The sequence below is a fragment of the Bradyrhizobium sp. BLXBL-01 genome, assembly GCF_051853025.1.
Taxonomy (GTDB): domain Bacteria; phylum Pseudomonadota; class Alphaproteobacteria; order Rhizobiales; family Xanthobacteraceae; genus Bradyrhizobium.
In genome coordinates this window covers 1,977,518-1,991,603 of record NZ_CP182471.1, presented here as the reverse complement: position 1 = coordinate 1,991,603, position 14,086 = coordinate 1,977,518, and the positions used below count along the sequence as shown (strand labels likewise).

The following is a 14,086-nucleotide window of genomic DNA, read 5'->3' as shown; positions in this document are numbered from 1 at the left end:
GCCGATTACTCCACAAATCCAGATGCATTCATCAACATGCGTATGCGCTCACAGGCGCTATGGAATTCTGGGTCGCGCAGCGAAGAAAAATCGCGCGGCCGCGGCAGCCCGATTTCTATAATTTCCTGGATGCGTCCTGGACGGGGCGACATTACCACGACCCGATCAGCCAGCATGACAGACTCTGTGATGCTGTGCGTGATCAGAAGCACGGTTTTTCCTGTCTCCATCCATACCCGCTGGAGCTCGAGGTTCATCTGCTCGCGGGTCAGTGCGTCTAGGGCGCCGAACGGCTCGTCCATGAGGAGCAACGACGGATTGGTGACGAGTGCTCGACAGAGCGCCACCCTCTGTTGCATACCACCGGACAGCTCGTAAGGCCTGCTATGTTCGAAGCCACGGAGGCCGACCAGCGCCAGCAACTCCGCGATTCGTGTCAACTCCTTGCCGGAACGTTGAATGTCCAACGGTAGCTGGACGTTCTGCTGTACCGTGCGCCATGGAAGAAGTACCGGGGTCTGAAACACGATACCGATGCCTGGACTAGGCTCCCTGACCACTTTGCCGCCGATCCTAACCTGTCCGTTAGTCGGTGCCATCAGGCCGCCGACGAGACGCAGCAATGTGGATTTTCCGCAACCCGATGCGCCGACGATGGCGACGAACTCGCCGGCGCTCACTTCAAGGTCGATGTCCCGCAAAGCCTCAATGCTGCCCTTGCCGACTCCGAAGGCTTTCGAGACACGGTGTACTGTAATCGGCTGAGCCATAGGGCGCTCAGATCTCAAGCAATTCATTCGTATAGAGCTTGTTCAGTTGAACTGCTTTGGGAAGCCCTCCGTATTTCAAAAGCAAGTCCTGCGTCTCGCGCCAGTCCTGCTCGGCCATGAAGCCAGGCGGCTTCCCCTTCGTATTGCGTGTATCCAAAGTGGGAAACGTCAACTCGAGTTGCCGGCGTAGAACCCTTCTGTTGCGCGCCTGTTGTGGCACTCGTTTGACGAGAAGGTCGACGGCCTTGTCGGGGTTCTCCTTAGATGCCCTGATGGCATCCAGCGAGGTACGAACGAACGCCTTGGCCGCATCGCGATTCTGCTGAACCCAATTTATGTTGGCCACGAGTCCATTATTCATCATTTCAATGCCGAAATCGTTGAATAGGAAATAGTGGAGCTTGGCTCCCTGTTCTTCGAGTTGTGCGACTTGCACGTTCACGTTGGCCGGGATGGCATCGGCCCGCCCCTGCAGAAAGACCGCATTCTTTGCGCCCGTTGCCGGGTTGAGCACGTTGATCTTGCCTGCATCGACGTTGGATCGCTGCAACAGCGCGGGAAGCATCTGTCCAGTGCTCTCGGCGGGTGCATAGGCAACGACCTTGCCCTCCAGCTCCTTGGGCGCGCGAATGGGCGCGTCCGCATGACTAATGACGCACATGGCGTTCGAAATCACCCGTCCAATCGCAACCAGCGGAATGCCCTGTTCGATGGCTCTGATTGCGCTCGTGAAATCGATGAAGCCGATCGGGTCGTTGCCCTGCCCTACGATCTTCGCGACTGTGGCCGAGCCTTGGCCCTCGCCAATGCTGACATCCAGTCCAGCCTTTTCGTACATCTTCTCTTCCAGCGCCAAATAGAATGGCGCATGCGACCCGTAAACTGCCCAATCGAGTCTAAAGCTGATCTGTGTCGATGCTTTCGCCTGCCGAATAATGGGAGCCGAGAGGACGAATGCCCCCGCTCCAAGTACGATCGTCCGCTTTGAGATCTTCATAGCCTCCACTCCTGGGTCGGTTGCGTGACGAAGATCACGCCGTCACGTTCTGCAGACGTATTGTGCTGTGCCAGGGTATGACCAGCCGCTCGACAAATTCGACCGCGTAGTAGAACACCACCCCGATGATCAGCAGCACTATGAGCACCGCGAACAACAGCGTCGTATCCAGATTTGCATTCGCCTGCAGCAAGAGGTAACCAAGACCGACATTGGCTCCTACCCACTCGGCGATCACGGCGCCGACCACAGAAAGCGCTATCGAAACCTTCGCGCCGGCGAAGATATTCGGCAGGGCTATGGGGAGGCGAAAGTGAAAGAACATCTGGAGAGTATTGGCGCGGACAGAACTCGCGAGCTCAAGCATCTCACGCTCGATGCTCCGCAGGCCAACAATGGTTGAGATCAGAATCGGAAAGAAAGCGACCAGGAACGTAATCGCGAACTTTGGGCCGAGCCCCAGGCCGAACCAGACCACGATGAGCGGCGCCAAGGCGACCTTCGGAAACGTCTGGCTCAGAATCAGCCATGGCATCACCGCACGTTCAAGCACCCGAGATGCGACCAGGACGATCGCGAGGGGAACACCAATAGCGATCGACAGCACAAATCCGCCCAGCGTGATGTAGATGGTGATCCAGCTATGATGAAGCAGGAACCAGAAGTCTTCCCGCATGCGTTGGATCACGTCACCAGGCAATGGCAGGAGATACGGTGGGACCCGAAAGATCTTCACAGCGGCGTACCAAACCAGCAGTAAGGCGGCGAGCGTACTGACAGGATAGAGGCACGATATGACACGGTTGAGCATTAGAGCAGGCCCGAAAACGTTGTCCTCGCACACGCATGATGAACGAGAGACACCAGGTGGGTGAAATCGAATACCGGAAGGGAGATTTCCGCCTGGATCGCTGCAGCATAGGGCGGAAGCAACGAGCATTCCAGGAGGAGAGCTCCTGTGTCGGGAGCTTGGTCGACCAGTCGCTTGGCAACCGTAACCACCTCGCTCTTGATCCGAGCAAAGTCCAACGTTGTCCTGTCGTCCCACGCCGTTGCAGCGAACTCCGGGCAACCGTCCATCCCCACGATGTGAATCCTCGCAGGGTGGATAGCTGCCTCTTGAAGATGGCGTGAGGACAGGCTGGCTGCATCGGCGGTAATTACACCGACCCGACGCCCTCTTCTCAGGGTAGCGGCAATGAAGGGGACTAGCATGAGCGATGACGCGAATACCGGGACGCTAACTGCCTCGAGCAAATGATTCTGAAATAAAACTGCGAAGCCGCACGACGTCGTAATGGCTTGGCAGCCCTGATCTTCGAGCCAACGAGCACCGTCGATCCAGGGCTGTATCGCCTCTCGGAATTCCCTGCTTTCCGGATCAAGACTGGGGAGATCGCGTACCGTCCGGCTGCCTGAAAACCCCTTTACGACGTGGTGCATCACCGGGAACGGGAATGAAGATGCATTACCGATCGCACCGGGCGGCCGCGGAAAGCGGCCTTCGATCATCAGGATCCCGATCCGATGACCGTAGACGTTATGCCCTCCTCGCAGCAGATCGCTTTCCATTGCGAGCCTCAGGCTTTGCACAGCAGTTCGCGCGGAAAATCGGCAAAGACGTCGGCGCCTCGCTCAGTCACCGCGAACGTTTCTGAGATCACCACTCCGTAGTCTTCGGTCCAGATCGCCGGAATGCAATGGAAGGTCATGTTTGGCTCAAGTTCAGTCCGATCTCCCGCGCGGATACTGGCCGTAAGTTCGCCCCAGGTCGGGGGGTATCCAATGCCCACGGGGTAGCCAATTCGGCTTTCCTTCTCGACGCCGTATCGTGAAATTACTGCTTTCCACGTGGCAGCCAGCTCTTCACACAAAACGCCCGGCCTCACCCTTTCCAACACTGCGTTTAGGCCCTCCGCGATCACCTTGGCCGTGAAAGCCATGCGCTCCGTCGGCTTGCCAAGATAGATGCACCGCGAAAGAGGCGAGTGATAACGATGCCTGACGCCGCCGAGTTCGATATAGAAAAGATCGTTCTCAACGAGCGGCGCGTCGGTCCACGACAAGTGCGGAGCGGAACAATATTCACCCACCATGGCATTCGGCGGCTTGCACGGGAACGTTCCACCGAACTCAGGCAGTCCCGCCGTCGTCACTCGGTACACTTCGGCCATGACGTCGCACTGGCGAACTCCGGGACGCGCTGCATCGAGTGCGGCCTGCTGCGCTGCGGCAGCAATGCGGCCCGCCTGGCGCATGTACTCGAGCTCTCGTTTTGACTTTACCATCCGGCATCGATTGACCAGCAGGAACGCGTCGACGAATTCGCCATTCGGAAGATTCATTTTAAGGATCGCGTCCCACTTGGATGTGTAATAGTAGTCGTCGGTCTCGACACCGATCTTGCCGCGATCCCATCTACGACGCTGAAGTTCCTCGCTGACGAACTGCATCGGGTGAAGCTCTGATGAGCCGACATACTTGTCCGGATAAGGAACGACGTTCTTCGGAGCGAGAAAGGCGGTAAACTTCGCCCCGACAGCATCCATGCCACGGCCGATCCAGATCGGCTCTTCTTGCTGCTGGCTGACCACCACCATCTGAGGCGTATAGAAAGACCACCCGTCGTAACCCGTGAGCCAGAACTGATTTGCCGGCGAAGCCACGAGCAGAAGATCGATGCCGCGCTGCGCCATCTCCTTCTTCACTCGAGCAACACGCGCCAAGTACTCCGATCTCTCGAACAGCAGCATTTTAGGTCCTTCCGCCTCTTTGAAGTTCGTCCCAAGGGTTGCGCGCGCGAAACAGTCTGTCTAATGAATAGTTCTGCGGACTAGATAACCGGTCGGTAATGAGGCGGCACAACCTAAGACTGCTCGAGGTGTTCAGGGTTGTGTTCGAGACGGGCAATGTAACAATTGCCGCAGACAGGCTCGGAGTGACCCAGCCTGCAGTTAGCAAATCACTGATTGAGTTGGAGCAGGACGTCGGTTTGGTACTGTTCGGGCGAGAGCGGCGCCGGCTGATTCCGACAGAAGACGCCGTGCGCCTCTATGAGGAAACCTCGCGCCTTTTCACGCACGTGGAGGTCTTCGAAGATCGCATTGATGACTTCCGAACTGGGTGCGACGGACAGTTAGCGATCGCTGCGATCCCGACGTTGGCAAGTTCTATCGTCGTTCAGGCGGCGGCGGCTCTGCAGAACAAAGCCCCGCTCGTCAAAGTGAGGATCGTAACAGTATCTCGTGCCGAGGTCATCAAGGCAGCAACCCATCATCAGGTGGATCTCGGGCTGTTACATGCGCCTGTGGCGGACCGCGACCTAGACGTCGAGATAATCGGCGAAAGCGAGATTGTTGCAGCAGCCCATCGAGGTCACGTTTTCGAGACTTACGACCATGTCACGCCGCGCGATCTGGAGGGTCATCCTCTTATAGGTACATATATCGGCTCGCCAGCCAGCTACCTCGTTCGCGAATGCTTCGAGGCGGCGGGCGTAAAGATGCAAGTGGCACTGGAGGTTAATAGCTCTTCAGTGGCCTTCGCAGCAGCAGCTTGCGGGCGGTACATAGCGTTGATCGATCCCTGGCCGAGCCGGGTCGTCCGTGATGATAGATGCGTGCTCGTCAAGTTTCGACCCGTTGTACCTCAGCGTATTGCGTTAGTGACTTCAACTTTTCGGCCTCCATCGCGAGTTGCCCAACTATTTGCCGAAGAGCTGAGGCACGAGATCATCAAGGCCGCGGCTTCCACGCCCTTCGTGAGAGGAATGATCAAAAGTAGCTGAGTTCTTTCGCGGGCATTCGGCATCGGCATGTAGATGTATGTGGCGTTTTTCGGGTGCTTATCCGCCAGCGCAACGATCTCGTTGTCGTGATTAAAAAGGGAGGATCGCTGCTACAGGATCGAATCCTTAGCGATGACCATGTTCTCTGTGACAGGCGCAAGCGCTTTAGATGTCCGTCTTCCACCTTATTCCTCTACAATGAGGCGTGCGGCAGAGACAGAGCTTGTGGCACGGGGCTCACGGCATTTTTTTAACGACGTGCGACGGGCCGATAGCCCTCAATATTGGGTTGCCGTGACTGTAACCCGCTCATCCGCCTCTCCATGGGAGAACAGCTTGCCTCGCAGATCGATGATGTTTGCTCGTTCTGGTTCGAGCTGCAGGGATCGCCACGAGTCTGGGATACGATGGACATGCCCTTCGCCGTTTTTTGAGACAAGCTTGGACGGCATTGGCGAAAAGACCTATTGCGCTCAGCTGTCTCATGTCAGAAGGATTTTGTCTTGATTACGCGTCAAAGCGCAGCATTCAATCCTCCCCGGACATCCTGCAGGCCGGGCATTGCCATGCCTGCAGGCACTTCCGATTTAAGTTTCGCTACGAAGAAATCTCGAAGAGTTCGCGCGACAGCTTCGTGAACGATTCGCCGCCGGCATCAGTCACGCGAAACGTTTCGCTGATGACGTAACCAACATCTTCACCGATCCAGTTTCCTAGCATAAGGTGAAACGTCATATTTGGCTTCAGAACGGTCATGTCGCCTTCCTTCAGGCTTGCGGTTGGTTCTGTCCAATCAATCCCGACAGCGTACCCGCAACGCGACTCCTTCTCGAAGCCATGTTTTTTGAGTGTGGCGTTGAAAGCGGCCGCGACATCGCTGCAGGTCCTGCCGGTCTTGGCGGCATCAAGTGCGGCTTCCAAGCCAGCCACCTCTCCTTCGTGCAACCGACGTATTTGATCTGACGGCTTGCCGATGGACATGGTACGCATCAATGGAGACGTATAGCCGTGGCGCACCCCGCTAAATTCAAGATTAATTTGTGAGCCCTCTTGGAAGACGTCCTCGGTCCAGCGAATGTGACACGTGGACGTTCGGGGCGTAGCGCATAGAAAGAAGCCGGCGAGGTCCGTTCCAGGCCTGCCGTTAGCGCCACGCACAAGCGTAGCAATGATTTCCGCAGACGCATCTGCTTCGCGCACGCGCGGGCGGATTACCTCCTTTGCTTTGAGCATCCCGGCATCGGAAATAGCGGCAGCTTCTCGCATCATCGCAATTTCCAGATCAGATTTCACGCCCCGGATCCAGGTGACCGCGTTGGTGCAATCAACGACGTTCGCATCTAATCGCGACCTGAACTTCTCCACTGTCACAGCCGGCAGAAACTTCGCTTCAAGGCCGATACTTTTGCGGCCGATTCCCTTGTCCAAGAGGAAATCGATTATTGCATCATATCCATCGCGGTCAGGATTAGCGATGAGCGCTTCTGGGTAGCCGATCACACGGCCTCGATCGATAAACATCTGATGGAGTGCCGCCGGTGCGTCCATGCGGCGCGTGAGGAAGGTCGGCTCTTCATCGTCAATCGAGACTACCAGACCTTGGGGCACATATCCCGACTTCGAAGTGTATCCCGAAAGGTACGTGATGTTGGCCGGGACTGTAAGCACGAGCGCTTCAATCTCGCGCCGCTCCATCTCCGACTTGACGGAGGACAATCGTCGAAGATATTCAGAGCGAGGGAACACCTGCGCGGCCTTTGGGATCGTCATGATTTCTACTCCTTGGCTGAGATGATGAGTTCTTCTATTGTGCTTGCCTTTTGCGCTGGCGCGCCCGGTACAGCTTGAAGCCAGGCCAGGGAGCAATCCGATGCCGCAGGCCACCCAATTGAACGACATTCACGATCGTTTCGGGCATCGAATTGTCCACCCTGTCGTCCGTACAAGCAGGACGTCCGATGCTTCTAAGGTCGACGTTTAGACTCCAGACCGGATCTGTCCAGAACTCCAGGATCCGCTGCCGAGTCCACCCATTACTCGGTAACTCCGGCTCGCGATGCATGGCATGCCCCATCGCAATAATTGGCTCGTTTTCGAGGACAGAAAGCAAGTTGTTCTCAATAGTTTCCATTGACGCCCTCGCCAGACGTCGAGTTGCCGTGAGGTCTTGAATAGCAAGTCGGGCTCGCCGGGACACAGCGACTACTCGTGTTCTAACGCAGCAATGCGGCAACTTTTTCACCTGTTACGCGCATTAGCGGAGATCGGCTAACGCAGCCAATTGACTGCAATAGACCTGCCCTCTCCCGCATTGCCCGTCGACATCCGCGATTTGAATATCCCCCAACTGAACCGAAAATTCAGAGAAAATTGCTTCAAAGCAAACTTGAACGCCGATTTACAGCCCGCAGCCCGAACGCCTGGAAAAGCGCCTTCGGCTACAAGGTCGAAACAGGCGCGGATTCTCGCCATAAAGTCATACGCCTGGTTTACATGCCCGACGCCTCGATCACCAACACTGGCTTGGCCGACCTTCCTGTGGCGATGAGCAAGCCGCCAATGGCGATCAGGCCTGCTACACCCATGGCCGCCACTAGTGTGACCGAAGGAGGCATCAAGAATCGCCGTTGGATCGTCTTCACCAATCGTCGCCCCATAGCATCTAACGGAGTTTTCGGTGCGCCCAGGCGGGTAGATGATGTTGGACGCAATTGCGACCGCCGTGACATCGATCTCACGTCGCCACATTCCCACATGGTCCGCGGTTATCTGATTGCAGAAGCGCTTACCGCCCTTTCGGCACCGCAATAATTTCAGCCTCTTATCTCAAGCGTGGGTTCTTGGCTCTGCTGCGGCCGATGATGACACCCGTGTTGGACCAGATCTTCATTTTCTGTCCGACGATCTTCAACGCGTCGAGGCCAACAGGCTACCGAATCCATCGATGGAATGACGATAACCCACAAGCCGAAGCGCATCCCAAGCCATTGCCTGAGAGCTGCTAACAACTGGTATGCCGACCTCCTTTTCCAGATCAGCGATATGCGGCACGATAGGGGTGGCTGTACACGAAATGAACAGCGCATCCGGCAATGCCGAACGAACGAGCGCTCTTGCAGCTCCAAAAAGTGACTCGCGGCACAACTCTCCAATTTCGGCGTCCGTGGATTTCTCAAATGTGCCGTCGGCGGTGATGTCGAATCCATTCTCCTTGAAAAACGGAAGAAACGATCGGTGCACGTCACGTCGATATGGCGTAAGGAGCGCTACCCGTCTTGCTTTGAGATTGCGCAGCGCGGCGAGTCCGGCCGCCGCAGGTGATGTGTATTTTAGGCCGGGTCTTGCATTCGCTAGCTCCGAGAGCAGGCTTTTTGCGCCCATTGCGACCGTACCACTGGTGCAGCTAAAGGCGAGAACATCGAGGCGACCCGCGGGCGGGAGGGTGCCCGCGACCTGAGCGAACGAGGTTGCTAACGAGAACCCTCCACCTCTATGGTCGTAGGCCGTCCTCGTTGTGAAGACCGCGATTTCATTCTTGGGAATGATAGAGGTGAACGCGTCACCACCGACCTCGTCTGTCGACAGCAGAATAAGACCAATTCGCCCCATCAACTTAGACGCTCGAGTGGATCCGTCGAATACTCTCGTGGAATTCTGACTGTCCATGTTACCTCTCGTGCAACTCAACCTTGGCCATCCAGCTGGGACGCCGCAGGCCCTCAGATGACTGAGAATACCATCGCACCCAGTGATGTTTCCGCTGCATTAGACCCATCTGTCGATTTTTTCCTGCAAGTCGCGACCGCTCCTTTCGGGTATTTGCGCCACTTTCGAGAAATCTGTTTAGCAGCCCTGCCCCATCGCGCGCGGTCTCGAATGCGAGCCCGGTGTTCGCCGGCACCATCTTTCGGGCGCTGCTTTGCGAGGCCTGGATCAACGGAGATGTACCGCGCCAGAGAGCCATCATTCCTGCCAGCGCCGATTCGGATCCAGGCTTTCGGTGAGCAGCGACCGCTCTGATTAGATGAGGCGCATCAGGGTCTCAGTGCGAACCACGTCGTTGACGGCGCGACGATCAGGGTGGCGGCCCGAATGACGGCGTATGCACGAAGGAGTCGCTGGCCGAAGCGCGGCTGCCGAACCAAAGGCAGATTGGCGGTACGCACGTCACGTATGCCGAAATCCTCGCAACACGGGCGTCCTGTCCTGAACGAAGGGTCTCTGCCAGCCGCTCCCGAACGAGCTTCCGGAACAGCCTCGCCATTTTTTCGATCGTTGATGACGAAGGCCGCTGCACGAATGATGCATTCAGTCTGAGGGTTAGCGGGGGGGCGACCTCCTCGGCGACCTAGCGGACGCGCTTGGACCGCAGCGCCCTCTGCTCTGAGCTGGCATCTCGAGTGTTCCTTCCCAACATCGGCAATTGATGTTGGTGGCCTCGCATCATGAATGGTGCTGACGACCTCGCCGTCATTAACCGTAATTTCGCGAGAGACTACCTTCGTTTACCAAGCGGCGGATAGTGATTGGCTGATACCGTTGTGGAGCGAGGCGCAGTACGCCATGCAGTGGTGTTCAGGGTGAGTTGGTCGGCAGATTTGGTTACTGTGCCCTCTCTATCAGATTCTCGTCTTGAACCGTGCGCGCACAAATGAGCTCCGTTTTTTTGGCCGGTTGGAAGCACACGCGGATGCTTCTCGCGAAGTTCTCCCGGCGCGGTCAAAGCGAGTGTAATGCAAAGTGCGATGGAACGGTGCATGTTGTGGCCGCAGGCATGCATCAAGGCGTCCACTGCGAACGATCCTCACGCCTCTCTTGGATTTCCCATCTATGTGGCGGCGCACGGCAAGCGCTCGCCACCGCAGCCTTTATCTTGCAGCTGGCAACGCAAAGCGTTGCGTAGCTCGAATCGCGGCGCTCTCGGCATCTGAAATAAGGCTGCTGTTGCGAAAGCGTTCATTAATGCCGGCAAGCGCAAACCTCCGCGACCACGTTGCAGTCGATGCTATGCGCCAGGGCGACTATCAGTTCGAAGTTGAATAGGTGAGGCGCCAATGGATGGTGAACAGCAGCGCGGAGATCTAAATTGGCGCACTCGGAGATCGCGGCGGTTTAGCGAACTTACGCGATCTGTCCGAGTAGGCCGCGCAAAAGTGTCTCTCTCCTCTTCGAGAGCGATTCGATCCGAGGCGAAAGACGCTGGTTCAGCGACTCGGATGAATGCGGCTGATACCCTCCTAGAGCATGTTGTTTTTGACTGGAATCGGGATTCCCAGCGAGTGGGATTTCTGATTCAACCTCCATGCTGGAGGGCGGAGGCCAGCATGGATGACGCGACCCTATTCGGAAGACATCCGTGAACGAGCTTTGGCGCGAGCTGACGCCGGCGAGACGGTTCGTTCGAATGCCGAGGCGCTCCAGATCAGCCCCTCCTGTGTGACGAAGTGGAAGAATCCGAGACGGGATACCGGAGGTCTGTCACCCGGTCAGATCGGCGGCCACAAGAAGCGGGTTCTGTCGGATGCCAACGCCGACTGGCTGCGCAAGCGCATTCGCTCGGGGCCTTTCACCTTGCGCAAGCTGACGCAGGAACTGGCTGCACGCGGGATTAAGACGGACGTGCGGGCGGTGTGGACTTTTGTTCACACTGAGGGGCTTAGCTTCAAAAAAGCGCTTCTACCAGCCGAGCAGATCGCCCCGACATGCCCGTAAGCGGATCCGCTGGAAAGCCCATCAAGGCAGGATCGACGTCGCGCGGTTGGTTTTTATCGACGAGACGTGGATCAAAACCAATATGGCACCGCTGCGCGGCTGGGGACCCTGTGGGCAGCGCCTCCAGGCCTCTGCGCCCTTCGGCCATTGGAAGACCATGACCTTCATTGCGGCGCTGCGTCACGATCGGATCAGCGCACCTTGGGTGATTGATGGTCCCATCCACGGCGAGCTCTTCACGCTATATGTCGAAAAGGTGCTGGCACCCACCCTCGCACCGGGCGAGATCGTCATTCTCAACAATCTTGGCAGCCACAAGGGCAATGCGGCCCGCTAAGCCATTCGCGCCAGAGGCGCCCACCGTATCTTCCTGCCGTCCTATAGCCCCGACCTCAATCCGATCGAGTAGGTCTTCGCCGAACTCAAACACCTCCTGCGAGCTGCAGAACCTCGTGACGTGGAGGCAACCTGGCGAAAGGTCGGTGAACTCCTCGATCTCTTCTCCGAGGAGGAGTGCACCAACTACTTCAAAAACTCAGGCTATGTTTCCGTGTAAAACAGCATGCTCTAGTGCGCGGTTAAATACCGTCCTCGTGCCAGTGAATCTGGAGGTCCGACGAGCCCGCAATCTAACGGGGGGCAACGGCTTTGAAGATTTGGTCATCGGCAAGAGCGAGGTGTTGGGCCAGTCAAGTACAGATGGATGAAGTCTACGACAAATCAGAAAGGCCTCCGGCGGGCATGCCGGAGGCCTTCTTGGAGGCTAGAATAGTCTAAAGAGCCGTTCAGATTTCTCCTTCTAGTTGGACAAGAAAACTCACCAGTTGCGCTGAGCCCGGAGCAGCAGCGCTAGGCTGTTCTGATCCTTCAGCTCATACGCAGCCCCGGGCTTGGCGATGCCGGCCTGAACCGGCAGAGTCACGGTGCTTCCGCTCGCATACTTCTGGTCAAGCATGAAGTAACCAATTTCGGCCGTGAACGTCAGGTTCTTGACGGGATTCCAACGTGTGGTGGCACCCACAACTGAGTAATTGAAGTCAGGGTTACAGCCGCCGAGACCGCTCGACAGCGCGAGCGTCGTCACAAAGGCGCCGCAGATGTAGCCCTTGGCAGTGCTGTTGTACCGGACAGCACCGAATCCGCCCCAGAGCGAACTGTTCCAGTTTGCGTTCCAGTTGTGGGTATAGCCGCCATTGAAGCCGTAAGTCGTGGTCAACTGTTGGCCAGCGCCAGCAACGAAAACGGAGTCCGAGACCCCGGCGAGACCGACGCTCTGGTAAGCTCCCGGCACACCCGCACCGCCGTACAGCGCGAAAGCGGTGGGGCCGTACGATTGGAAGTTGTACACCGACGCTCCGTTGGTATACACGCCTTGGAGGTTGATCGTATCACCCGCTCCGGTTGGGACATTCTTGATTGACAAGGCAAGCTGTCCGGCCCACCCCCACTTATCGCTGGGGTGACCGGTCGTTTCGTCAACGCCATAGTAGCCAGCGTGATTATCATGCGCAGCAACTGACGCCTGGAAAAGCCCCCAAGCCTGGTCTACTCGAAGCGCTGCCACGAGGTCTGGAGCCCGCACTCCGCCAATGTCGCCAGCACCGTACGAGCCTGTGGCAAGACCTGCTGCGGTTGCACCACTCACGTTCCAAATATTGGTCGTGTGGCCGACGACCTGATCCTCAGCCGAGAAGCTGGCGGTGATGCCCTGCCCGAAATCCGCAGTGTAGGCAACCTGATTGACTGCCTCCCACCCGGCGCCGCCCGGCAAACCATCGTAGCTGTTCGCCGGATAGTTGGTCCACGGAGAGGCAAACTGCGACTGCGTCCTACCGAAGGTGAAGCCGGCAAACTGAATGAACGCGTAATAGACGGAAAGGTTACCACCGGAAATCATACCGCTGCCGCTCCCGGCGGGATTACTTCCATTATACGCAGTAGCGCCGTTTACGGCAGTGCTCCCGGCGCCGCCATATCCCCCTGCTGTCCACGTAAATGTCAACTCGGCGTACGTTCGAACAACGCCATATTCAGTTGCAGTGCGCGTGTCGACGCCGAGATCAAAACGCGACTGGGCGGTATAGTAGTTGCTGAGACGATTGTGCGCCCCCCCCAGGCCACCGGCGGGAGCGGCCCAGAGGCCCTGCGCACCCAGCGCGGCACTGGCGCGCACGTAGCCACCCAGCTTGATGCAGGTCTCCGTTCCGGGAATGTAATAGAAGCCGGCCCCATACAGGGAGCAGACTTTGACGTACTCGATGGCCTTGGCCTTCACGGGGAGATCGGCTGCCTGAACTCCCGCGCCCGCAAACATTGCGGCAGACCCAAGAATTAGGCTCTTCATCAGTTTCATTGTTGAACCTCCAAGTTGGAAACGTCGCTTCCGTCCTTCAAAGATCCGCCGCTGCTAGCCTCACCTATTGGGCGGGTGCTTGACGGACGACGTCGAGGCGCCCCCTCTCCGTCGGGCCAAGATCTAATCCCCCCGATCAATTGCATCAATTAATTAATATCATCAATTATTGTTTTTTGCCCTACTGTGGCTTTTGGACGACAATTCTTCTTTTCGGGGCCGCTGCGCAAAAAAAGAACCCCCAGGGGGCATCCCGAGGGTTCTGTTTGGAGATTTCGCATGATCGCTGAAGAGATCCTCAGACAATCTAAGCATAGAGTTATCAGAACTAATTGCAAATATCAATTGATTTTTTACATGGCACCCATGTCCTCCGCGCCTTTCAGGGGCGCCTAAAGCCAGATATCTGTAGGGAGGTAAAGTCACGCCGCGGTTTTTCGGGCGTCGCTGAGGTTTGGCGGAACAAC

11 protein-coding genes and 1 pseudogene are annotated in these 14,086 nt (G+C 57.1%); 3 read left to right on the top strand and 9 right to left on the bottom strand.

The annotated features are described in order from the left end of the window. Positions 1–5 precede the first annotated feature (5 nt). Genes ACNJYA_RS09085 through ACNJYA_RS09065 form a run of 5 tightly spaced genes read right to left on the bottom strand, consistent with a single transcriptional unit; the run spans position 6 to position 4,520 of the window. Positions 6–770, bottom strand: a complete 765-nt coding sequence (locus tag ACNJYA_RS09085) for an ABC transporter ATP-binding protein (protein WP_439402569.1) — start codon at positions 768–770, stop codon at positions 6–8. Positions 771–777: 7 nt separating this feature from the next. Continuing rightward, positions 778–1,767 carry an ABC transporter substrate-binding protein gene (locus ACNJYA_RS09080; protein WP_439402568.1) on the bottom strand — a complete coding sequence of 330 codons (990 nt, stop codon included), beginning with the start codon at positions 1,765–1,767 and terminating at the stop codon, positions 778–780. Positions 1,768–1,801: 34 nt separating this feature from the next. Further along, positions 1,802–2,578, bottom strand: coding sequence for an ABC transporter permease (locus tag ACNJYA_RS09075; protein WP_439402567.1), 777 nt, complete (start codon positions 2,576–2,578; stop codon positions 1,802–1,804). Next, complete coding sequence (locus tag ACNJYA_RS09070) at positions 2,578–3,339, bottom strand: aspartate/glutamate racemase family protein (RefSeq protein ID WP_439402566.1); 762 nt, start codon at positions 3,337–3,339, stop codon at positions 2,578–2,580. The genes ACNJYA_RS09075 and ACNJYA_RS09070 overlap by 1 nt, the downstream gene beginning before the upstream one ends. An 8-nt stretch (positions 3,340–3,347) precedes the next feature. Beyond that, positions 3,348–4,520: a M24 family metallopeptidase gene (locus tag ACNJYA_RS09065; RefSeq protein ID WP_439402564.1), complete on the bottom strand. Its 1,173-nt coding sequence runs from the start codon at positions 4,518–4,520 to the stop codon at positions 3,348–3,350. Between the two features lie 140 nt (positions 4,521–4,660). On the opposite strand from ACNJYA_RS09065, the gene ACNJYA_RS09060 reads away from it, so the two are divergent. After that, a complete protein-coding gene (locus tag ACNJYA_RS09060; protein ID WP_439402563.1) occupies positions 4,661–5,554 on the top strand; it encodes a LysR family transcriptional regulator in 894 nt (297 codons plus the stop codon). 597 nt (positions 5,555–6,151) lie between these two features. On the opposite strand, the gene ACNJYA_RS09055 is transcribed toward ACNJYA_RS09060, so the two are convergent. Both ACNJYA_RS09055 and ACNJYA_RS09050 read right to left on the bottom strand, forming a co-directional pair. Continuing rightward, positions 6,152–7,324: a M24 family metallopeptidase gene (locus tag ACNJYA_RS09055; protein WP_439402562.1), complete on the bottom strand. Its 1,173-nt coding sequence runs from the start codon at positions 7,322–7,324 to the stop codon at positions 6,152–6,154. 34 nt (positions 7,325–7,358) lie between these two features. Next, positions 7,359–7,685, bottom strand: coding sequence for a hypothetical protein (locus ACNJYA_RS09050; RefSeq protein ID WP_439402561.1), 327 nt, complete (start codon positions 7,683–7,685; stop codon positions 7,359–7,361). Positions 7,686–7,924: 239 nt separating this feature from the next. Between ACNJYA_RS09050 and ACNJYA_RS09045 the strand changes: the two genes are divergently transcribed. Then, positions 7,925–8,365: a hypothetical protein gene (locus ACNJYA_RS09045; protein ID WP_439402559.1), complete on the top strand. Its 441-nt coding sequence runs from the start codon at positions 7,925–7,927 to the stop codon at positions 8,363–8,365. A 96-nt stretch (positions 8,366–8,461) separates the two neighbouring features. Here the strand turns inward: ACNJYA_RS09045 and ACNJYA_RS09040 are convergent, their stop codons facing one another. Further along, on the bottom strand, positions 8,462–9,220 hold the full coding sequence (locus ACNJYA_RS09040) for a maleate cis-trans isomerase family protein (protein ID WP_439402557.1): 759 nt from the start codon (positions 9,218–9,220) through the stop codon (positions 8,462–8,464). A 1,662-nt stretch (positions 9,221–10,882) separates the two neighbouring features. Here ACNJYA_RS09040 and ACNJYA_RS09035 point away from each other — a divergent pair. Continuing rightward, positions 10,883–11,822, top strand: a pseudogene (locus tag ACNJYA_RS09035) (IS630 family transposase). A 261-nt stretch (positions 11,823–12,083) separates the two neighbouring features. Here ACNJYA_RS09035 and ACNJYA_RS09030 read toward each other — a convergent pair. After that, positions 12,084–13,619, bottom strand: coding sequence for a porin (locus ACNJYA_RS09030; protein ID WP_439402556.1), 1,536 nt, complete (start codon positions 13,617–13,619; stop codon positions 12,084–12,086). Positions 13,620–14,086 lie beyond the last annotated feature (467 nt).